The sequence below is a fragment of the Erythrobacter aureus genome (genome assembly GCF_003355455.1).
GTDB lineage: Bacteria > Pseudomonadota > Alphaproteobacteria > Sphingomonadales > Sphingomonadaceae > Qipengyuania > Qipengyuania aurea.
In genome coordinates this window covers 1,965,689-1,985,816 of sequence record NZ_CP031357.1, presented here as the reverse complement: position 1 = coordinate 1,985,816, position 20,128 = coordinate 1,965,689, and the positions used below count along the sequence as shown (strand labels likewise).

Here is a 20,128-nt window from a genome sequence, read left to right as displayed (position 1 = left end):
ACCGGCACGGTCACATCGCCGCGTGACGCCGCTCGATCGCCTCCCATATCAGCGCGGCTGTATCCGTACCGTTGAAGGTGTCGATCGCCACGATGCCGGTAGGAGAGGTGACGTTGATTTCGGTCAGCCATTTGCCGCCGATCACGTCGATACCGACGAAAACCAGACCGCGGCGCTTCAATTCCGGCCCCATCGCGGCGCAGATTTCCTCTTCGCGCGCCGTCAGCGTTGTCGCTTCGGCATGTCCCCCTTGCGCCAGGTTCGAACGGAACTCACCTTCGCCAGGGAAACGATTGATTGCCCCTGTGAATTCCCCATCGACGAGCACGATCCGCTTGTCGCCTTCACTGACTTCGGGAATGAAGGGCTGGACCATATGCGGTTCGGGCCAGGTCTGGTCGAAAACCTCGGACAGAGCCGAAAGGTTGGTCCCCTCCGCATCGATCCGGAAGATCGCCTTGCCCCCATTGCCGTGCAACGGTTTGACCACCACCGAACCGTGCTTCTTCTGGAAATCGCGCAGATCTTCCAGATGCCGGGCGACGAGAGTTGGCGGCATATACTGCGCATAATCGAGCACGAACATTTTCTCGGGCGCGTTCACGACTTCGCGCGGGTCGTTGACCACCAGCGTTGTGCCCTTGAGCCGGTCGAGCAGCAGAGCGCTGCTGATATAGCCCAGATGGAACGGAGGGTCCTGCCGCATCAGCACGACATCGATATCCCGCGCGAGGTCGATCCGCCGACGTTCGCCGGCGCTGAAATGGTCGCCCTCCACCCGCTGCACGCGCACCGGGGCAGCATGGGCCGTAATGAGGCCGCCGGGCGCCCCGTCGCTTTCATATGCAAGGCTGGCGACATCGTAGTGCCACACGTTATGCCCGCGCGCCTGCGCGGCCAGCATCAGCGCGAATGAGCTGTCGCCCGCTATATTGATAGTTTCGAGCGGGTCCATCTGGACGGCGACACGTAGCGGCATTCTAGTCTCCGATCATCCTCGCCTGACTTGCGATTACGGCTGCCAGGCATTGGCGATGTGGCGAGGGAAGCTGCCCGGCGCAAGCAGGATCACGTCGATGCGGATGTCTTCGCCGTCCAGCGCATAACGATGCGCCACCGCTTCGGCGGCGGCGGCGGCGCGCGACAGCCGGTATTCGTCGATCGCATGGTCGAGGTCGGCGCGCCTGCGTCGCCATTTGACCTCGACGAAGGCAATCACTCCACGCCGCTTGGCGATCAGGTCGATCTCCCCGCCGCTGTTTTCACGCGGCGGTCGAGGATCTGCCAACCCTTGGCCCTGAGCCACATTGCAGCGCGGGTTTCGCCGTCACGGCCGCTTTTTTCGGCCAGTTGGCGTTTCATGCCGAACGTAATTCCATCGCTCTGGCATAGAGGGTCTTGCGATCCATCCCCGTGGCCTTGGCCACCTGCGCCGCGGCCTGCGAAACCTTCATCGTGCGCAAGGCGTCGATAAGCATGGCGTCGGCATCCTCTTCACGGGCAACGCTTTCGGGCGGCGGCCCGACCAGCAAGACGATTTCCCCCTTGGGCGGGTTGGCTTCGAAATAGGCGATCAGCCCGGCGGGAAGCCCGCGCCGCAATTCCTCGTGCAGCTTGGTGAGTTCGCGCGCGACCGCCACCTCACGGTCGGGAAGTGTTTCGGCTATCGCTGCCAGCGACTTTCCGAGCCGGGGAGCCGTGTCGTAGAATATCAATGTCGCATCGACACCGGCCAGTTCCTCCAGCGCCTCACGCCGGGCTTTGTCCTTGCTGGGCAGGAAGCCGCCGAACAGGAAGCGATCATTGGGCAGGCCCGACAGCGCAAGACCCGCAATGGCGGCACAGGCCCCCGGGACTACGGTCACTGGAATGCCCTCGGCACGGCAATCATTGACCAAGCGATAGCCAGGGTCGGATATCATCGGCGTGCCTGCGTCGCTAACCAGTGCCACCGCACGCTGACGCATCGAATCGACCAGGCGCGAACGGTCGCGATGCTCGCTGTGATCGTCGTAGCGCCACATCGGCCTGGAAATGCCGAGGTGCTTGAGCAGCTTGCCGGTAACGCGCGTATCTTCGCAGGCGATGCCATCGCAGCGCCGCAACACGTCGACGGCCCGCAGTGTTATGTCACCAAGGTTGCCGATCGGGGTGGCGACGATATAGAGCCCCGGTGTAAGGCTATCTTCGGGAGGGGCTTTTTCGTTCACCCTCCTTCAATGAACATCAATGAGGGACGCGGCAAGCATGAAGCGCTGGAGTTTGAACCGTCGGACGATCGTCACCGTAGGCCTCGCGGCGTTGCTCGCCGGGTGTTCCACGATTCTCCCACGCGGGACCGATCGCGCCGAGCCTGTCGATCCCACACCGACACCGCAGCCGACCGAGGCGCTGCCCACCGACCAGACGCGTCATCGTATCGCCCTGCTCGTCCCAATGTCGGGGCGGAATGGCCCGGTCGGTCAGGCGATCGCCAATGCCACCACCATGGCCTTGCTCGACACCAATGCGAGCAATCTGCGGATCACGACTTACGACACCGCGAAAGGCCCCGAGGCCGCCGCGCGGCAGGCAATCACGGAAGGAAACAAGCTGATCCTCGGTCCGCTGCTGGGATCGAACATTCCGTCGGTCCTCGCTCCGGCCCGGGCGGCCGATGTCCCGGTAATCTCTTTTTCCAACGATACCGGCGCGGCAGGCCCCGATGTCTTCATCATGGGCCATATTCCCGAACAGTCGATCATGCGCACCGTCGAGTATGCGCGTGAACGCGGATCGCAGAACTTCGCGATCATCGCGCCCGATGGCGCGTATGGCGCGCGGTCCGAGGAAGCCATGCGGCGGGCAGTTTCGGCCTATGGCGGCACGGTCGTCTGGACGGAACGCTATGCGCGCGGGAACACTTCGGTAGTAAGCGCCGCCGAGCGGCTCAAAGCCCATGGCGGCTTCGATACCGTCCTGATCGCCGACGGACCGAGGCTGGCCGCGCAGGCCGCGGGCGTGCTTTCGCCCGGCGGTGGCGGTGCAACCCAATTGCTCGGCACCGAACTGTGGAGCGGCGAAGGTTCGATCACCCGCGCCTCGGCGCTTCAGGGTGCTCTTTTCTCGGCCGTTTCCGATGACCGCTACAAGCGCTTCGTCGACAGTTACGAGGCCCGGTTCGGCAGCCAGCCCTATCGCATCGCGACGCTCGGATACGATGCGGTCCTGCTGACCTTGCGGGTGGCGCGCGACTGGCGCGTGGGTCGCGACTTCCCGGACCGGGCACTGCGCACCAGGGATGGCTTTCTCGGGCTCGACGGTGCCTTCCGCTTCGGACGCGACGGCCTGGTCGAGCGTGCTTTCGAAGTACGCGAGGTACGCGATGGAACGGTCGTGATTGTGGACAATGCGCCGACTCGGTTCTGAGCAGGGCGGATAACCCGCCTCGTCCGCTTGTGGCGCGGCGAAGCAGCGCGATATAGCTGGCAATCATGTCCGACGATCTGTTCGAAAACACGCCCACCTCCAGCGGCGATTACGATGCCTCCTCGATCGAGGTGCTGGAAGGCCTCGAACCGGTGCGCCGGCGCCCCGGCATGTATATCGGCGGGACGGACGATCGGGCGCTGCATCACCTCGTCGCCGAAGTGCTCGACAATGCGATGGACGAGGCGGTTGCAGGCCATGCGACGCGCATCGAAATGCGCATCGAGGAAGGCAACCGGGTCATTATCGCCGACAATGGTCGGGGCATCCCGGTTGACGAGCATCCCAAATATCCGGGCAAGTCGACGCTCGAAGTTATCCTCTCGACGCTCCACTCGGGAGGAAAGTTCTCGGGCAAGGCCTATGCCACCAGTGGCGGACTGCACGGCGTTGGTGTCTCGGTGGTCAATGCCTTGTCGAGCGATACGCGGGTCGAGGTGGCGCGCGACAAGCAGCTCTATGCGCAGAGCTTTTCCAAAGGACAGACGCTCGGCCCGATCGAACAGCTCGGCCCGACGCCCAACCGTCGCGGCACCACGGTCAGCTTCGTGCCCGACACCGAAATTTTCGGTGACCGTCAGTTCAACCCGAAACGGCTGTTCAAGCTCGCGCGGTCCAAGGCCTATCTCTTTGCCGGGGTCGAGATCCGCTGGAAATGCGCCGACAGCCTCGCCAGCGAGGACGTGCCTGCCGAGGCCGTGTTCAAGTTCCCAGGCGGCCTTGCGGACCACCTTGCCGAGCAAATCGACGGCCGCGAATGCGTAACCGCGCAGCCCTTTACCGGCAGTCAGGACTTTCCTGAAGAGGCGGGACGCGTCGAATGGGCGATCGCCTGGCCGCTCTATTCGGACGGTTCCACGAGCTGGTATTGCAACACCGTGCCCACGCCCGATGGGGGCACGCATGAACAGGGCGTGCGCGCGGCGTTGACCAAGGGGTTGCGAGCTTTCGGCGACCTGACCGGCGTGAAGAAAGCCAAGGATCTGACCGCGGACGACATCATGGTCGGCGCCGAGGTGATGCTAAGTGTCTTCATCCGCGATCCGCAGTTCCAGAGCCAGACCAAGGACCGCCTGACTTCGCCCGAGGCGGCGCGTCTGGTCGAAAATGCGGTACGCGACCATTTCGACCATTTCCTTGCCGACAACATGGATCGCGGCAAGGCACTGCTCGGCCAGGTTATGGAGCGCATGGACGAACGCCTGCGCCGCAAGCAGGAACGCGAGATCAAGCGCAAGACCGCGACCAATGCCAAGAAGTTGCGCCTACCGGGCAAGCTCACCGATTGTTCGGGAGAAGGCAACGGCGAGACCGAGCTGTTCATCGTCGAAGGCGACAGCGCAGGCGGCAGCGCCAAGCAGGCGCGCAACCGCAAGACGCAGGCGATCCTGCCGATCCGCGGCAAGATCCTCAACGTCGCCAGCGCATCCGCCGACAAGATCCGCGCGAACAGCGAAATCGCCGACCTCACACTGGCAATGGGCTGCGGCACACGCAAGGATTGCGACCCGGAAAACCTGCGCTACGACCGCATCATCATCATGACCGATGCCGATGTCGACGGCGCGCATATCGCGACGCTGCTGATGACCTTCTTCTTCCAGGAAATGCCCGAGATAGTGCGCAATGGGCATCTTTATCTCGCCCAGCCACCGCTCTACCGGCTCACTTCGGGCAAGGAGAGCCGCTATGCCCGCGACGACGCGCACCGTGCGGAGCTTGAGGAAACGGTGTTCAAGGGCAAGAAGGTCGATGTCGGACGGTTCAAGGGCCTGGGCGAGATGAACCCCGCGCAATTGCGCGAGACTACCATGAATCCCGACACACGCGGCCTGATCCGCATCACGCTGCCGCCCGAGTTCGAAGACCGCGCGAAAGTGAAGGAACTGGTCGACCAGCTCATGGGCCGCAATCCGGAACATCGGTTCAACTTCATCCAGAACAATGCCGGTGACATGGACCGTGAGATGATCGACGCGTAACAAGTCTACCTAACAGATTTGCGTCACCGAGCATTTGTCCGATATGGTCTTCGCCGGCCAATCAAGGGGACGGATCATGAACGGTCGATTTTCCCTAATCGCAATTGGCATGGCCGGGGCGCTGGGTTCTTGCGGCGTCCCTGCCCCAAGCCTTTCGCTACGAAGTGCCGATTGCGACGCTCAATTCTCCTCAGCCGATGTCGTGCGCAGTCCGGACGTCTTTTTCATGGCCAGCAGCATGGCGGATTGCCGGAAACCGGAACTGCGGTTCGCCCCCATCCGGTCGAACGCGCTTTCTTACGGTTTTGTAACGCCGAGAGGGAGCAATGATGAGCCCTGGCAGACCCACGAAGCCAAGCTCTTGCGCGAAGAGGACTGGGTCGAAACCTTGGTCGACCAGGTCAATTCGTTGGGAGAGCAGCAGGAGCTCCTCATATTCGTCCACGGTTATCGGAACAATTTCCACGACGGATTACAACGCGCCGTCACCGTAAGAAACCTTTATCCCTATGCGGTCCCGACCGTGTCGATCGTTTGGCCGTCCCGAAAGCGGTATCTTGGCTACATCTACGACGCGTCGAGCATCGGATGGGCGCAGAGCCATATAGATCGCCTCCTCCGAAGGCTTGTTCACAAGATCGACAACGTTACGCTGGTTGCGCATAGCATGGGTAGTCGTGCGCTGATCGGAGCGGTTGAACGGCTGAATTTGGAAGACGAAGGGGCGGCGGCCAATATCCGGAAGATCATCCTCGTTTCTCCCGATGTCGATCGCGATCGGGTATTGCGAGAAAAGGGATCAGTCGAAGCACTGCTTCATGGAGGACGTTCCGTAACGATTTATTCCTCCCAAGAGGATTTCCCGCTTCGCACCTCCCGCCGTTTGCATGGATACAGCCGTTTGGGGAGTTCCGACTGCCGGTATTCCGTGAACTATGAGGAACGGGACCGGGGGCGCTACGGCGAGTGTCACCTCGGGCCGGATTTACCGGGTCTCAGCATCGTCGAAACGTCGGGTGCCGCATCGGGCGGCTTCAACCGGCATTCCGACGTGTTCGACACCTGTATCGGGCGCGCCGACCTCAAGGCTGTGCTCACGGATGAGCCGACACCCTGGCGCGAGCGGGTAGAGCCGAGGGACGGGCGCACCGGCTATCGGCTGACGCAGGCCGCATATGATGCCGAGCGGAATGATTGCCCGCGCTAACTTCGAGTATGGACGTGCAGGTCCCCTTCAAGCGTGCGGTGCACCGGGCATTTGTCGGCGATTTCGACGATCTTGCGACGCTGACCTTCGTCGAGCGCATCGCCATGTAATTCGATTCGGCGATTCAGCGCCTGCATCTGCCTGCCCTCCTCCATAGCCTCGACATGATCGCATTCATCCCGGTGATTGCGTTCATGCGTGACCTGCACCGTCACGCCTTCAAGCGGCCAGCCCTTCTTATCCGCATACATCTTCATCGTCATCGCCGTGCAGGTGCCCAGCGCGGCATTGAGCAGATCGTAAGGCGTCGGCCCGGAATCATCGCCGCCATAGCTTTTCGGTTCATCGGCGACGAACCGGTGTGTTTTGGTGTGAACCTCGGTGCCGAATTTGCCATGCCCGGTCTTTATGACCACGCCTTGATCCGGCATCGGCCAGTCTTCGCGCATCGGAATATAGCGGGTCGCCCAGGCGGCGATCACACTGGCGGCGAATTGGGCATCAGCCTGGTCCAACAGAAGATGATCGGCCCCTTCCAGGCTGACGAAACTTTTGGGATGCTTCGCGGCGCCGAAAAGCGCGCTGGCGTTCTCGATCCCGACCACATCATCGGTCGGTGAATGGAGGAAGAGTAGTGGGCGTTTCAGCCGCCCGACCTCCTCCAGCAAATCGATGTTTTCGACCTTCTCCAGGAAATCGCGGCTGAGTGCGAAATCCCGCCCGCCGATTGTGACTTCGCCCTCGCCTTCCTTGCGGATCGCTTCGATGTCGCCATCGATCCGCTGCAGAACATGCGGCACGTCGCTGGGCGCGCCGATGGTCGCGATCGCCGCGACCTTTTCGGAACCGAGGTCGTTCGCCGCCGCGAGCACCGCCGCTCCGCCCAGGCTATGTCCGACCAACAGGATCGGCTGTGCAAAGCGATCTAGCAGGGTTTCTGCCGCCGCAACCAAATCCGTGACGTCCGTCGCGAAACCGGCACGCCCGAAATCGCCTTCGCTGCCGCCCAGCCCGGTGAAATCGAACCGCAGGCAGGCAATGCCCTCATTTGCCAGCGCTCGCGCAACGCTCACGGCAGCCTTGCTCTGCTTGGTACACGTGAAGCAATGCGCGAACAGGGCCGCGCCGCGCACCAGGCCGGTGGGCAGTTCTATAGAACCTTCCAGGGCGTGTCCGGCTTCGGTGGCGATGGTGATCTTTTCGGTCGGCATAGTTTCTCCACATCCGTAGGTCGGGGCCTCGCGGTTACAACGCCCCCTTGCGTGTCTCGTGCCCGGCCCCTAACGCTTACGTAAAGTTGCAAGGGAAAACCGATGACCGAACCGACCCGTTTCGAAGGTACGAAATCCTATATCGCCACAGACGACCTCAAGGTTGCGGTCAATGCCGCAGTCACGCTGCGCCGTCCGCTGCTGGTCAAGGGCGAGCCGGGTACGGGCAAAACAGTCCTCGCGCACGAGATCGCCAAGGCGATCGATGCACCGCTGATCGAGTGGAACGTCAAGTCGACCACCAAGGCCCAGCAGGGCCTTTACGAATACGATGCAGTCGCCCGCCTGCGCGACGGTCAGCTCGGCGACGAGCGCGTTCACGACATTTCGAACTACATCAAGAAGGGCAAGCTTTGGGAGGCGTTCACCGCACCACAGCTTCCCGTGCTGCTGATCGACGAGATCGACAAGGCCGATATCGAGTTTCCCAACGACTTGTTGCAGGAGCTCGACCGGATGAGCTTCGACGTCTACGAAACGCATGAGCGGATCGAGGCGAAGGAACGCCCGATCGTCGTCATCACGTCGAACAATGAGAAGGAACTGCCCGACGCCTTCCTGCGCCGCTGCTTCTTCCACTACATCAAATTCCCCGACACTGAGACGATGCGCGAGATCATCGAGGTCCACTTCCCCGGCATTCAGAAAAACCTCGTCACCAAAGCGATGGAGATCTTCTACGAGATTCGCGACGTTCCGGGCCTCAAGAAGAAGCCCTCGACCAGCGAGTTGCTCGACTGGCTCAAACTGCTGCTCAACGAGGACATGCCACTCGACGTGCTGCAGGATGCGAACCCCAACGCGGCTATTCCGCCGCTGCACGGCGCGCTGCTCAAAAACGAGCAGGACGTGATGATGTTCGAACGCCTAGCCTTCATGGCGCGGCGGCAAAGCTGATGCCCCATCAGGGTGGCTGCCTTTGCGGCGCCGTTCGGTTCGAGATTACCGCGGACCCGATCGGAGCACGGTATTGCTGGTGCCGGGATTGCCAACGGATCGCGTCGGGTATGGCGACGATGAACGTGCTGTTTCCATCCGAGGCAGTGGCGTATTCGGGTGAGATGACGACGATGCGTCTGGTCGCGGACAGCGGCAATACCGTCGAACGGGGATTTTGCTCGCAATGCGGCTCGCAAATGTACAGCAAGACGGTCATCGGCCCGCAGCAACCCATGCGGGTACGTGCCGGAACGCTGGATGATCCTGAGATATGCCCGCCCAGCCTGATTATCTGGGGGCCGAGCGCTCCGAGTTGGGCGCCCTTCCCAGAAGGCATGCCTGTGCTACAGGCCGGTCCGGGATCGCCCGAATGGCGCCGCCCGGAAACCCTTCAAGAGAAGCTGTAAGCCAGTTCGAAATCGCCCCAACGGCGCCCGTTGACGAGAAGCGGGACGTAGACATTGCGGACCACACGATAAGACTGACCGTCATTTTCGTGACGATAGACTGCCATCATGTAGCTTGCACCGCTCTTCTTCGCCTTCTGGTCTATGGGATTGAAGATGATGCGGCCATTGCGGCAATACTGGGTGTCGTGAGCCAGATCGCCCGTCGGAGCCCGCGAGTTCCGTGTGAGATGCGTCGGAAGATAGCCGTTCACATCACTGCAGACGGAACCGAGAATGTCGCCGCCCTCTGCGCCTGCCGCAGCGTCGAGAACAGGGCGCCAATGCTCGTTCGCCCATTCCATCAATCCGGTCTGGAAACGTTGGGGGTTCGATCCTTCGATCGGGCGATAGTCCCGGTCAAAGAGCTGCTCGATTGTCAGCTCGCCTGTGGCTATGGCTTCTTCGGCCATGGCGACGATGTCTTGCGCGTGGCCTTGCGCTTTTTCGACCATCGCACTGTCTTGTGGTGAAAGGCCCGCCTTGACCAGCTTGTCGAACATTTCACTGGCGATCAATTCGAGGCTTTCCATCCGGTCGTGTGCAGTCGCGAGCTTATCTTCGTTTTCGCTGACTGCGCCGTCGAAATCGCCAAGCACATCCTGAACACGATGAACATGGTCCGAAATGGTCGCCGTGTTACGCGCGATCTGATCCTGCTGGCCATCCACCTCCAGCAACAGTTCGGTAACGCTGCGCATCGTGTCTTCGATGGATCCGACCGAGTTCTTTGCTTGGCTGCTGGCCTCCGCGCCGGTCTGGATTTTTTCGATCACCTGCCCGGCTTCATTGTCCAGCATGTCGATTGTGCGACCGATCTCCTCGGTAGCCTTGCGCGTTTCGCTGGCGAGCGATTTCACCTCGTTCGCGACGACGGCGAAAGTTCGGCCCTGCTCACCCGCGCGCATCGCCTCGATCGTGGCATTCAGCGCCAGGATATTTGTGGTTTCTGCGATCTGGTCGATCTCTTGGCTCGAACGGCGTACCTGATCCATCGCCGCAGCGAAGCCGGTGACATGCTCGGTGAGAGTTTCGACGAGGCTGAGCAGATTGCCGATCTCGTTCAGCGAGTTGTTGATCATCAACGAACCATCGTTCAGTCGCTCGATCGCCCGTTCCGACAAGAGGCGGGCCTCGTCGCTCGCTTCGAGAACCTTGCGCTGGTCTTCGTCGAGCGCGCGCACCGTGCCCTGCAATTCGACATATTCGCTGCGTAGATGGCCAAAGGAATCGATCACACCCTGAACGATGCCCGCAACATCCGAGCAGCCGACAGTGACCCTGCCGCAAGCTTCCGGTATCTCGTCCAGAGCCGATCCGCCCCGAGCATCGATCGCGCTAAGTTCCATTGTCAAACTGACCCCTGAATGGATTTTCACGCGACCTGCGTAGGACAGGATGGTTAGCGGACGGTAAAGACAAAGTCGTAAATCGAGCACTGGTGCGGGCCGCGGGCACGCGCTAGACCCTCGTATATGTTCTTCAATTTCGTCGACGAGCTGCGCGCTGCGGGCATTCCCGCAAGCTTCAAGGAACACCTCACGCTGATCGAGGCGCTGGATCGCGATGTGATCGAGCAATCGCCGGAAGCGTTCTATTATCTCAGCCGCGCGACCTTCGTGAAGGACGAAGGCCTGCTCGATCGGTTCGATCAGGTTTTCCAGAAAGTGTTCAAGGGTATCCTGACCGATTACGGGCAGAACCCGGTCGATATCCCGGAAGACTGGCTCAAGGCCGTCGCCGAAAAATTCCTCTCCGAAGAAGAGATGGAGAAGATCAAGAGCCTGGGCGACTGGGACGAGATCATGGAGACGCTGAAGAAGCGGCTCGAGGAACAGGAAAAGCGCCACCAGGGCGGCAATAAATGGATCGGGACGGGCGGCACCTCACCCTTCGGCAATTCGGGCTACAATCCCGAGGGCGTGCGCATTGGCGGCGAGAGCAAGCACAAACGCGCGCTGAAGGTGTGGGACAAGCGCGAGTTCAGAAACCTCGACAACACCAAGGAATTGGGCACGCGCAACATCAAGATGGCCCTGCGCCGCCTGCGCCGCTTCGCTCGCGAAGGTGCAGCGGACGAGCTCGATCTCGACGCAACCATCGAAGGTACCGCCAAGCAGGGCTGGCTCGACATCCATATGCGGCCCGAGCGGCACAATGCGGTCAAGCTGCTGCTATTCCTCGATGTCGGCGGCTCGATGGACCCCTTCATCAAGATGTGCGAAGAGCTGTTCAGCGCCGCCACCGCCGAATTCAAGAACCTCGAATTCTTCTACTTCCACAACTGTCTTTACGAAGGTGTGTGGAAGGACAACCGCCGCCGCTGGCAGGAACGCACCAAGACCTGGGACGTGCTCCACAAATATGGGCATGACTATAAGGTGATCTTCGTCGGCGACGCGGCGATGAGCCCTTATGAGATCACCCATCCGGGGGCAGCGTCGAGCATATGAACGAGGAAGCCGGCGCCACCTGGATGCAGCGCGTGACCAACACCTATCCCGCGACCGTGTGGCTCAATCCCGTGCCCGAAAAGCAGTGGGGCTATTCGCAGTCGACCAAGGTTATGAAGCATCTCGTCAACGACCGGATGTATCCGCTGACGCTCGATGGCCTGGATGATGCGATGCGCGAGTTGAGCCGCAAAACAGGCGCCTGAGTTGAGACACAGCCGCTTCGAGGCGGTTCGCCTCCGCCTCGAACGATTCGATCCGGGCACGGGCTGGCGGCTCTGGCTCTACGAGTTCGTGCTGTTCGGTTTCAAACAGGGCTGGGCGTGCCTGTTCGGGGGGCTGATGCTGGCCCTCCTGCTGGCCACGCATTTCCTATATCCGGAAAACGCAGCGCTACATCGCTACGACTTTCTCACCCTTTCCGCGATCGCGATACAGGCGGCGATGCTGGCCCTCCGGCTCGAAACCTGGGCCGAGGCCAAGGTCATCCTGATCTTCCATATCGTCGGCACGGTGATGGAACTGTTCAAGACCGCCGCCGGATCGTGGATTTATCCCGAACCAAGCGTTCTCCACATTGGCGCGGTGCCGCTGTTCTCGGGCTTCATGTATGCCGCCGTGGGGAGCTATATCGCGCGCGTCTGGCGGATCTTCGACTTCCGCTTCACGAACTATCCCGCGCGCTGGGCCACATGGCTGCTGGCCGCCGCGATTTATGTCAACTTTTTCGCCCACCACTGGCTGCCCGACATCCGCGTGCTGCTGTTTGCGGTAACGATCCTCCTTTTTTGGCGAACGCGTATCCATTTCCGCAACTGGCGCGACCATCGCTGGATGCCCCCATTGCTGGGTTTCCTGCTGGTCGCGCTGTTCATCTGGGGCGCGGAGAACATCGGCACTTTCGCACGGGCCTGGACCTATCCTGGGCAGGAAGATGGCTGGGAAATGGTCAGCCTGGCGAAGCTCGGCAGTTGGTTCCTGCTGATGCTGATCAGCTTCGTCTTGGTCGAACTGGTTTCGCCGGTGCGAAAGCCCGGTTAATCCTTCTGGTCGAGCTCCTCATTCAGCCGCAGCGAACAGCGCCAGAAGAAGAAGGCGGGAAGCAGACCGAGGAAGGCCGCGCCGTAAAGCACGTAACGTACGCTCTCCTCGCCGAATTCCGGGCGCAACCAGTCCGACAACATGCCGAAGAACAGCGGCCCCAGCCCCAACCCGATCAGATTCTGGAAAAACAATAGCACCGCCGCCGCGATCGCCCGTGCGCGCAATGGCACCAGCCCCTGCGCCGCCGAATAGGTCGGCCCGTAATAGAGCGAGTTGAACAGTGTGGGCAGAAACAGCAGTGTCAAAGCGAAGAGCCAGTTGTCCGCCCGATAAGCAAGGAATGCGAGCGGCACTGCCAGCGCCATGCCCACCGCTGGCGCCGTGAGGACGTGCCGACGATTTTCGGCGCCGTAGCGATCCGCCAGCCAGCCTCCGAGAAATGTCCCGGCGATACCGGCGGCGCCATTGACGACGCCAAACCAGAAGCCGACTTCACCCGGCGTCAACCCGTGAGTGCGCTGAAAGAAGATCGTGGTCCAGGTGGTCTTCCCGTAAGCAAGGAAAGCTGCGGCCGACCCCGCCACCAGCAGCAGTACGAATGCCTTGGATCCCATGACCGACCGGACCGCTTGCCCCAGCGGCATGGTTTGCTGCGCGTTCGATGCGGCTTGTGCTTGCGTCAGGTGCCGCCGCGGCTCCTTGAGCACCCAGGCGACGACGATCGCCAGCAGGACACCCGGCACTCCGACGATGAAAAACGCCCTGCGCCAACCCACGAAATCGGCAAGCAGGCCGCCGATCATCATGCCCAAAAGAGTGCCGACAGGTATGCCCAGGGCGTAGAAGGCCAAAGCCGAGCTGCGCTTTTTCGGCTCGACCATATCGGCGATGAGCGAATGCGCGGGCGGTGTGCAGCCGGCCTCCCCTATCCCTACCCCGATGCGGGCGAGCAGCAGTTGGACGAAATTCTGCGCCATGCCGCATAGCGCGGTCATCGCCGACCAGGTTGCGAGCGCCGCCGCGATCAATTTGGGCCGATGCGTCGTAGGACGGTCGGAAAAGCGCGCGATCGGCAGGCCCAGAATGGTGTAGAACAGCGCGAAGGCCAGCCCTGTCATCAGCCCGATCTGCGTATCGCTCAGCCCGAGTTCGAGCCGGATCGGTTCGGCCAGAATGTTGACGATCTGCCGATCGATGAAATTGAAGATATAGACGATCAGCAGAATCCACAGGGTGACTCTGACCGATCCGCCGGTCTGGCGCGCTGCCGCAGTGGCCATGAAGACTCTCTCCCGAAGCGCGGGTATGCCCGTCGCTGGGGCACAAGCTCCATGCCAAAGGCGATTTCGTCAAGCCCGTTCGTCGAAAATCGAAGATCGGGTCGGTCAGCGCCTTACCGATATGGGGCGGCTCTTCATGGCTGCGCTGCCCGATCAGCTATAGATCAGGTGGGGGCGATCGCTTCGCGCCAGGCAGCCTCGTCGGCTGCGGCGAGTTCATCGAGATCGTCGGGCATGGCTTCGGCGTCGTCGACCCATTTGCGCAGGCTCGCCCCCCGTTGATGACATCGATGGCAAGCCGGTCGAACTCGTATTCATAGGGGAAGTCACGCCAGATCGGATAATCCTGGTAAAGAGAGCGGATCGCCTTGAATGCCAGCGCCTGCAAGCGCCACGGCCGGAAAGCATGATGATCGTAGAACTTGCCTTCCGCATGAATCATCAAGCCGTTACACAATGTGCCGGCATGTTTGTGGAAAGTCGGCTCGAACCAGCATTCGCGCAAGGCACAGCCGCGCAGCCATACGGGAGCCATGCGCTGCATTTCCGCAAGCACCGCCTTGGCATCGATGTCCGGCGCGCCGAACAGCACTTCGAGCGGTCGGGTCGTCCCCCGCCCTTCGCTCAGGGTCGTACCTTCCAGCATGACGGTTCCCGCATAAGCACGGGCCATGTTGAGATTGGCGGCATTGGGGCTGGGATTGATCCAGATGCGATCTTCGGGCCAGCCATATCCCGGCGCCTTGCCCGGTTTCCAGCTTTCCATCTCGATCACGCGCAGGTCGACGTCGAGCTTGAAATGATCGACGAACCAGCGCGCCATCTCCCCCATGGTGAGGCCGTGACGCATGACCATCGGTCCGGCTCCGACGAAGCTTTCCTGCCCCGGGAGGAGCAGAGTTCCCTCCACTGGCCCGCCGGCCGGGTTGGGACGGTCGAGCACCCACACGCTTTTGCCCGATTTGGCGGCTTCTTCCAGCAGGTAGAGCAGCGTCGTAACGAAGGTGTAGATGCGGCAGCCAAGGTCCTGCAGGTCGAACAGGAAGATATCGGCGCTGGACATCATCTGGCCGGTCGGGCGCCGCACTTCGCCGTAGAGACTGAAAACGGGGATACCGTATCGCGGATCGGTCTCGTCCCCGGTTTCGACCATATTGTCCTGCTTGTCGCCCTTGAGCCCGTGCTGCGGCCCGAAGGCGGAGGACACCTTTACGCCGCGCTCGATCAGCGCATCGAGCGAATGATCCAGATTGGCGGTGACCGAGGCGGGATGGGCAACCAAGGCTACGCGCTTGCCTTCGAGCGGCTTGCGCAGGTCCTCTTCCGTGATGAGGCGATCGATACCGAATTTCATGCTCGGCTCGGTGCCCCGAGATTGGTGCCAAAGCAATCGCTATGATGAAAATCGGGCTTCCCCTCGGGGTGTGACACCGCCCAATAGCTCTTGCTGCCGTCGCGATGCTCGAGGATCGTCGAGAGGCCCACCTGCCCTTCCAGCAGCGTCGGAATGTCGCTGCACTGGATATAGGCGTTCAGGCGGTAACGGACGTTGCCGGTCCGCTCGGGCCATATATCCATCCTATCGTAGAGCATCGGCATCATGCCCGAACGATAATCCTCGAACCAATAGCTTGCGTATTTGCCGGTGGGCGCGAAGTTCCACTCCCGGTAGGCGGTGCTCTCCGGGTACTTCAGGAACAGTTCGAAGCAGGTGGTCTTCCAGAGCTCGTCTTCCCGCTGCGGCAGATCGATATCCGGCAAGACAAGCTGGTCCAGCGGACCAAGCAGTATGAATTCGCACTTGAGCACATCGACCCCGAAGCGCGTTAGCTTGGTGGCGAGGGAGAACTCTCCTCCATCGCTGTCAGGGTGGGCCACGAGGCCTCGCTTTCCCAAGACACTACTCAACCCCGGTTCTCCATGCTAGCGGCCCGTCCATCATGAGCACCTACCAGTCCGACCTCCTGCGCCTGCTCGAAGAGCGTGGCTATATCCACCAGATTACCGATCCGGAAGGCCTCGATGCGCTTGCCTCAAAGAAGATCGTGCCCGGCTATATCGGGTTCGATGCGACCGCGCCCTCGCTCCATATCGGCAGCCTGGTCCAGATCATGATGCTGCGCCGGTTGCAGCAGACCGGTCACAAACCCATCGTTCTGATGGGCGGAGGGACGACGCGGATCGGTGACCCCACGGGCCGCGACGAAAGCCGCAAGATGCTGACCGACGAGGCGATCGCGGCCAATATCGCCGGTATTCGCACAGTCTTCGAGAGGCTGCTGAAATTCGGTGACGGACCGACCGATGCGGTCATGGTCGATAACCAGGATTGGCTCAGCAAGCTGGGCTATATCGAGATGCTGCAGAAGGTCGGCACGCATTTCACGATCAATCGTATGCTGACGTTCGATTCGGTGCGCCTGCGGCTCGAACGCGAACAGCCGATGACCTTTCTCGAATTCAACTACATGATCCTGCAAGGCTACGATTTCCGGTACCTGTCGCAGGAAATGGGCGTACGTCTGCAAATGGGCGGCAGCGATCAGTGGGGCAATATCGTCAACGGGATGGAACTCGGCCGCCGGATGGACGGCGCTGAGCTGTTCGGGTTGACCACCCCGCTTCTGACCACCGCCGACGGCGCCAAGATGGGCAAGACCGCCGCCGGGGCCGTGTGGCTGAACGAAGCGCAGTTGCCGAGCTACGATTTCTGGCAGTACTGGCGCAATGTCGACGATCGCGACGTGGGTCGTTTCCTGCGCCTGTTCACCGATCTCCCGCTCGAAGAGATCGCGCGTCTCGAATCGCTCGGGGGTGCGCAGATCAACGAAGCGAAAACGGTTCTCGCCAATGAGGTAACCAAGCTGGTGCGCGGCGAGGACGCCGCCGTCCTGGCCGCGAGCACCGCTGCCGAAACTTTCGCCGGAGGCGGCGCCGGGGCCGACCTTCCATCGCTCGACGTGGGCGATGACGGTATGCGGATCGGCGCGGTGCTTACTGCGCTTGGCTTCACCGCCTCGAACGGGGAGGCCAAGCGGAAGCTGGCCGAAGGCGCGGTTAAACTGGATGGAAAACCGGTGACCGATCCGGGCTTTCTGGTTGCGATCGATGAAGGCACTGAATCCAAGCTCAGCCTGGGTAAAAAGAAGCACGCGATTATTCGCCGCTAATTGTCGGTGAACCGTTCCTCCGTGAGGGATGAACCGCTGGACCGGTTTACCAATTGGCAGCCTTTTACGCCCATAAAGTCGGGCAATCGTTTCATCGCAGAGGGGCCGCCCGCATGAGTGCCGGAGCACAACTGAGCGTTACCGACCAACGGCGCATGACGCGTCACCCGGTCGATTACCCGGTCATCGCCGAACATTTCGGCAAGGGCGATGTGCGCCTTCATATCGCCAATATTTCCGCCAACGGCTTCATGATCGACAATGCGGAAGGTATCGAGCGCGGTGAACGAGTGATCGTGCGCCTGCCGGTGATCGGCCGCATCGAAGCCTATTGCATCTGGACCCGCGACAATCGGGCGGGCTTTCAGTTCGAACGCATCATTCGGGTCGACGATTTTCTGGCGATGATCGACACGCTGCAGCCCAATCCGCGCCTGCGTAAGCTGCGCTGATCCGCAACGCCTTCTACTAGAACGACAAGCAGGCCCGTCTTCACAAGTGAAGGCGGGCCTGTCATGCGTCCGGCGTGACCGAAACCGCCACCCCCACCCCCGATCGATCGCCCCTGCGGATCGCCAATTTCAGAGCGTACTGGGTCAGCCGCCTGTCGATGACTCTGGCGCAATACGCGATGATGCTGATCATCGGATGGCAGACGTACAATATCGCTCGCGATGGGGGGATGAGCGTTGCCGAAGCCTCTGGCCAGCTCGCGCTCATTGGCCTGCTGCAATTCGTGCCGCTGTTCCTGCTCACACCATTTTCGGGCTGGGCCGCGGACCATTTCGACCGCCGCAATATCGCCCGACTTACAGTGCTGGCGCAATTGGGATGCGCAGCAGCGCTTGCCTGGCTGACCTGGAGCGGAAATCTCACTCTTTTCGCCCTGTTCGGGGTTGCCATCGTGCTGGGTATAGTCCGGGCCTTCAACGGACCGGCACTCTCCGCTCTCGCGCCCAATCTCGTGCCCAAAGCCATCCTGCCCAATGCGATCGCGCTGTCCAGCATCGCCTGGCAAGTCGGGATGATCGTCGGCCCCGCGATCGGCGGATACACCTATGCGATCTTGCCCGCCCTTCCCTATCTGACTGCCTGCGTTCTCTTCGTGTTATCGCTGATTGCACTGACCTTTATCGGCAAAGTCCAGCAGCCGCCGAGGGAAGCCAACAAACGCCCGATCCATCAGATGGTAGAGGGGCTGCGCTATGTCGTGCGCAACAAAATGGTGCTGGGTGCGATCACGCTCGATCTCTTCGCCGTTTTCCTTGCCGGGGCGACCGCGCTGTTCCCTGTCTATGCGCGCGACATTCTGGAGGTCGGCGAGACAGGCCTGGCCCAGCTCGCCATGGCGCCCGCCGTTGGCGCCGCGCTCACCGCATTGTGGTTCAGCTTCCGTCCCCTCAAGACCAATGTCGGCCCGAAGATGCTCTGGGCTGTTGCCATATTCGGACTGGCCACCGTGGTCTTCGGCCTTTCGACCTTGATGCCGCTCAGCCTCGCCATGCTGTTCATCGTGGGGGCGGCGGACATGTTCAGCGTCTATATCCGGCAATCGCTGATCCAGCTACACACGCCCGATGACAAGCGCGGCCGCGTGTCTTCCGTCAGCCTGCTCACGATCAGCGCCTCCAACGAATTCGGCGATTTCTTTTCCGGCAGCCTCGCTTTCCTGGTCGGCCCCGTGCTGGCGGTCGTCGGCGGCGGCGCGGGAGCGATCGTTACCGTTGCGATTTGGGCGCGCATTTTTCCGGTTCTGCGCACGACGCGAACCTTTGACCCACCAGAAGAATTGCTAGACACTCCCCCGAAGAGAAATTGAAGGAGCAGATGCCATGAAAGCCGACTCCGTCCTCGCCACCATTGGCGACACCCCCACATTCGTCTGTCGCGGTTGTTTCCTGACCACGAGGTCTGGGTGAAGAACGAGCGCGCCAATCCGGGCGGTTCCATCAAGGACCGGATCGGCCTCGCCATGATCGAAGATGCCGAGCAGGCGGGCAAGCTCAGGGAAGGCGGCACGATTATCGAGCCGACCAGCGGCAATACCGGCATTGGCCTCGCCATGACCGCGGCGGTCAAGGGCTACAAGCTCGTGCTGGTCATGCCCGAAAGCATGAGCGTGGAACGCCGCCGCCTGATGCTGGCCTACGGGGCGACCTTCGACCTGACCCCCAAGGAAAAGGGCATGAAAGGTGCGATCGAGCGCGCGCAGGAACTCGTCGAAAAGACCGAAGGCGCCTGGATGCCCAGTCAGTTCGACAATGAAAGCAACTGGAAGGTGCACGCCCGGACCACTGCAAAGGAAATCCTAGACGACTTCGCCGACACGCCGATCGACGCGCTGATCACCGGCGTCGGTACAGGCGGCCATCTGACCGGCTGTGCGGAAGTGTTGAAAGAAAGCTGGCCGAACATGAAGGCCTGGGGCGTCGAGCCGGAACTCTCGCCGGTCATCAGCGGCGGCCAGCCCGGCCCGCACCCGATCCAGGGCATCGGCGCGGGCTTCATTCCCGGCAATCTCCATACCGACGCGATCGAAGGGGCAATCCCCGTCGATGCCGCCGAGGCCAAGGAAATGGCCCGCCAATGCGCGGTAAAGGAAGGCCTGTTGGTCGGCATTTCGAGCGGTGCCACGCTGGCCGCAATCAAGCAGAAACTGACCGAGCTACCCGCCGGTTCTCGCGTGCTCGGTTTCAACTACGACACCGGCGAGCGGTATCTGTCGGTGCCGGACTTCCTGCCGGAGTGACGTAATTCGCGAAGGCCCGGTTTAAGCGGTGGAGTGGTCGAACCGACCGCCCTTCACGCGCACCCGTCGTCGGATAGAGTGCCCCGTGCGGCAGTGGCGGTCTATCCGATGTTCATGAA

15 protein-coding genes and 4 pseudogenes are annotated in these 20,128 nt (G+C 61.4%); 11 read left to right on the top strand and 8 right to left on the bottom strand.

The features are described 5' to 3' along the window. Positions 1-10: 10 nt before the first annotated feature. From gshB to rsmI, 3 genes and pseudogenes are all read right to left on the bottom strand, one after another. Positions 11-979: a glutathione synthase gene (gene gshB, locus DVR09_RS09705; RefSeq protein ID WP_115416745.1), complete on the bottom strand. Its 969-nt coding sequence runs from the start codon at positions 977-979 to the stop codon at positions 11-13. Positions 980-1,012: 33 nt separating this feature from the next. After that, positions 1,013-1,362 (bottom strand): annotated as a pseudogene (locus DVR09_RS09700) (YraN family protein). After that, positions 1,359-2,210 (bottom strand): 16S rRNA (cytidine(1402)-2'-O)-methyltransferase, encoded by an 852-nt coding sequence (gene rsmI, locus DVR09_RS09695; RefSeq protein ID WP_115416744.1) that lies wholly within the window; start codon positions 2,208-2,210, stop codon positions 1,359-1,361. The pseudogene DVR09_RS09700 and the gene rsmI overlap by 4 nt, the downstream one beginning before the upstream one ends. 19 nt (positions 2,211-2,229) lie before the next feature. On the opposite strand from rsmI, the gene DVR09_RS09690 reads away from it, so the two are divergent. The 3 genes from DVR09_RS09690 to DVR09_RS09680 all read left to right on the top strand — a co-directional run bounded on the left by DVR09_RS09690 (position 2,230) and on the right by DVR09_RS09680 (position 6,657). Further along, positions 2,230-3,408, top strand: a complete 1,179-nt coding sequence (locus DVR09_RS09690; RefSeq protein WP_234041396.1) for a penicillin-binding protein activator — start codon at positions 2,230-2,232, stop codon at positions 3,406-3,408. Between the two features lie 65 nt (positions 3,409-3,473). Further along, positions 3,474-5,450 carry a DNA topoisomerase IV subunit B gene (parE, locus tag DVR09_RS09685; RefSeq protein ID WP_115416742.1) on the top strand — a complete coding sequence of 659 codons (1,977 nt, stop codon included), beginning with the start codon at positions 3,474-3,476 and terminating at the stop codon, positions 5,448-5,450. Between the two features lie 388 nt (positions 5,451-5,838). Then, positions 5,839-6,657: an alpha/beta hydrolase gene (locus tag DVR09_RS09680; protein WP_234041395.1), complete on the top strand. Its 819-nt coding sequence runs from the start codon at positions 5,839-5,841 to the stop codon at positions 6,655-6,657. On the opposite strand, the gene DVR09_RS09675 is transcribed toward DVR09_RS09680, so the two are convergent. Further along, positions 6,654-7,868, bottom strand: a complete 1,215-nt coding sequence (locus DVR09_RS09675) for a bifunctional alpha/beta hydrolase/OsmC family protein (RefSeq protein ID WP_115416740.1) — start codon at positions 7,866-7,868, stop codon at positions 6,654-6,656. The two genes, DVR09_RS09680 and DVR09_RS09675, sit on opposite strands and share 4 nt — an antisense overlap. A gap of 102 nt (positions 7,869-7,970) precedes the next feature. On the opposite strand from DVR09_RS09675, the gene DVR09_RS09670 reads away from it, so the two are divergent. Together DVR09_RS09670 and DVR09_RS09665 are read left to right on the top strand one after the other, a co-directional pair. Continuing rightward, positions 7,971-8,825, top strand: coding sequence for an AAA family ATPase (locus DVR09_RS09670; RefSeq protein WP_115416739.1), 855 nt, complete (start codon positions 7,971-7,973; stop codon positions 8,823-8,825). Next, positions 8,825-9,274: a GFA family protein gene (locus DVR09_RS09665; RefSeq protein ID WP_115416738.1), complete on the top strand. Its 450-nt coding sequence runs from the start codon at positions 8,825-8,827 to the stop codon at positions 9,272-9,274. Before DVR09_RS09670 ends, DVR09_RS09665 begins: the two co-directional genes overlap by 1 nt. Here DVR09_RS09665 and DVR09_RS09660 read toward each other — a convergent pair. Next, positions 9,259-10,662: a methyl-accepting chemotaxis protein gene (locus DVR09_RS09660; protein WP_115416737.1), complete on the bottom strand. Its 1,404-nt coding sequence runs from the start codon at positions 10,660-10,662 to the stop codon at positions 9,259-9,261. The genes DVR09_RS09665 and DVR09_RS09660 overlap by 16 nt on opposite strands. A gap of 126 nt (positions 10,663-10,788) precedes the next feature. Between DVR09_RS09660 and DVR09_RS09655 the strand changes: the two are divergent. Together DVR09_RS09655 and DVR09_RS09650 are read left to right on the top strand one after the other, a co-directional pair. Further along, a pseudogene (locus DVR09_RS09655) lies at positions 10,789-11,972 on the top strand (vWA domain-containing protein). A gap of 1 nt (position 11,973) precedes the next feature. Continuing rightward, the gene (locus tag DVR09_RS09650) at positions 11,974-12,807 is read left to right on the top strand and encodes a DUF817 domain-containing protein (RefSeq protein WP_115416736.1); all 834 of its coding nucleotides are present in this window, start codon (positions 11,974-11,976) and stop codon (positions 12,805-12,807) included. On the opposite strand, the gene DVR09_RS09645 is transcribed toward DVR09_RS09650, so the two are convergent. The 3 genes and pseudogenes from DVR09_RS09645 to DVR09_RS09635 form a co-directional block, all read right to left on the bottom strand. Then, positions 12,804-14,090 (bottom strand): spinster family MFS transporter, encoded by a 1,287-nt coding sequence (locus DVR09_RS09645; RefSeq protein WP_115416735.1) that lies wholly within the window; start codon positions 14,088-14,090, stop codon positions 12,804-12,806. The two genes, DVR09_RS09650 and DVR09_RS09645, sit on opposite strands and share 4 nt — an antisense overlap. 164 nt (positions 14,091-14,254) lie before the next feature. Continuing rightward, positions 14,255-15,444, bottom strand: a pseudogene (locus DVR09_RS09640) (exo-beta-N-acetylmuramidase NamZ family protein). After that, entirely contained in the window at positions 15,441-15,968 is a 528-nt protein-coding gene (locus DVR09_RS09635) for a DOMON-like domain-containing protein (protein WP_115416734.1), read from the bottom strand. Before DVR09_RS09635 ends, DVR09_RS09640 begins: the two are co-directional and overlap by 4 nt. Before the next feature lie 62 nt (positions 15,969-16,030). On the opposite strand from DVR09_RS09635, the gene tyrS reads away from it, so the two are divergent. The 4 genes and pseudogenes from tyrS (at position 16,031) to cysK (ending at position 20,009) form a co-directional block, all read left to right on the top strand. Continuing rightward, entirely contained in the window at positions 16,031-17,260 is a 1,230-nt protein-coding gene (tyrS, locus tag DVR09_RS09630) for a tyrosine--tRNA ligase (RefSeq protein WP_115416733.1), read from the top strand. Positions 17,261-17,373: 113 nt separating this feature from the next. After that, positions 17,374-17,712 carry a PilZ domain-containing protein gene (locus DVR09_RS09625; RefSeq protein WP_115416732.1) on the top strand — a complete coding sequence of 113 codons (339 nt, stop codon included), beginning with the start codon at positions 17,374-17,376 and terminating at the stop codon, positions 17,710-17,712. Positions 17,713-17,786: 74 nt separating this feature from the next. Next, on the top strand, positions 17,787-19,079 hold the full coding sequence (locus DVR09_RS09620; protein ID WP_115416731.1) for an MFS transporter: 1,293 nt from the start codon (positions 17,787-17,789) through the stop codon (positions 19,077-19,079). Positions 19,080-19,092: 13 nt separating this feature from the next. Continuing rightward, positions 19,093-20,009 (top strand): annotated as a pseudogene (cysK, locus tag DVR09_RS09615) (cysteine synthase A). Positions 20,010-20,128 lie beyond the last annotated feature (119 nt).

What these genes read in the sequence shown, in the direction of transcription:
- gshB (WP_115416745.1), bottom strand. Translation starts at nt 979, where the DNA reads ATGCCGCTACGTGTCGCCGTCCAGATGGACCCGCTCGAAACTATCAAT.
- DVR09_RS09690 (WP_234041396.1), top strand. Translation starts at nt 2,230, where the DNA reads ATGAGGGACGCGGCAAGCATGAAGCGCTGGAGTTTGAACCGTCGGACG.
- parE (WP_115416742.1), top strand. Translation starts at nt 3,474, where the DNA reads ATGTCCGACGATCTGTTCGAAAACACGCCCACCTCCAGCGGCGATTAC.
- DVR09_RS09675 (WP_115416740.1), bottom strand. Translation starts at nt 7,868, where the DNA reads ATGCCGACCGAAAAGATCACCATCGCCACCGAAGCCGGACACGCCCTG.
- DVR09_RS09670 (WP_115416739.1), top strand. Translation starts at nt 7,971, where the DNA reads ATGACCGAACCGACCCGTTTCGAAGGTACGAAATCCTATATCGCCACA.
- DVR09_RS09665 (WP_115416738.1), top strand. Translation starts at nt 8,825, where the DNA reads ATGCCCCATCAGGGTGGCTGCCTTTGCGGCGCCGTTCGGTTCGAGATT.
- DVR09_RS09660 (WP_115416737.1), bottom strand. Translation starts at nt 10,662, where the DNA reads ATGGAACTTAGCGCGATCGATGCTCGGGGCGGATCGGCTCTGGACGAG.
- DVR09_RS09645 (WP_115416735.1), bottom strand. Translation starts at nt 14,090, where the DNA reads ATGGCCACTGCGGCAGCGCGCCAGACCGGCGGATCGGTCAGAGTCACC.
- tyrS (WP_115416733.1), top strand. Translation starts at nt 16,031, where the DNA reads ATGAGCACCTACCAGTCCGACCTCCTGCGCCTGCTCGAAGAGCGTGGC.
- DVR09_RS09625 (WP_115416732.1), top strand. Translation starts at nt 17,374, where the DNA reads ATGAGTGCCGGAGCACAACTGAGCGTTACCGACCAACGGCGCATGACG.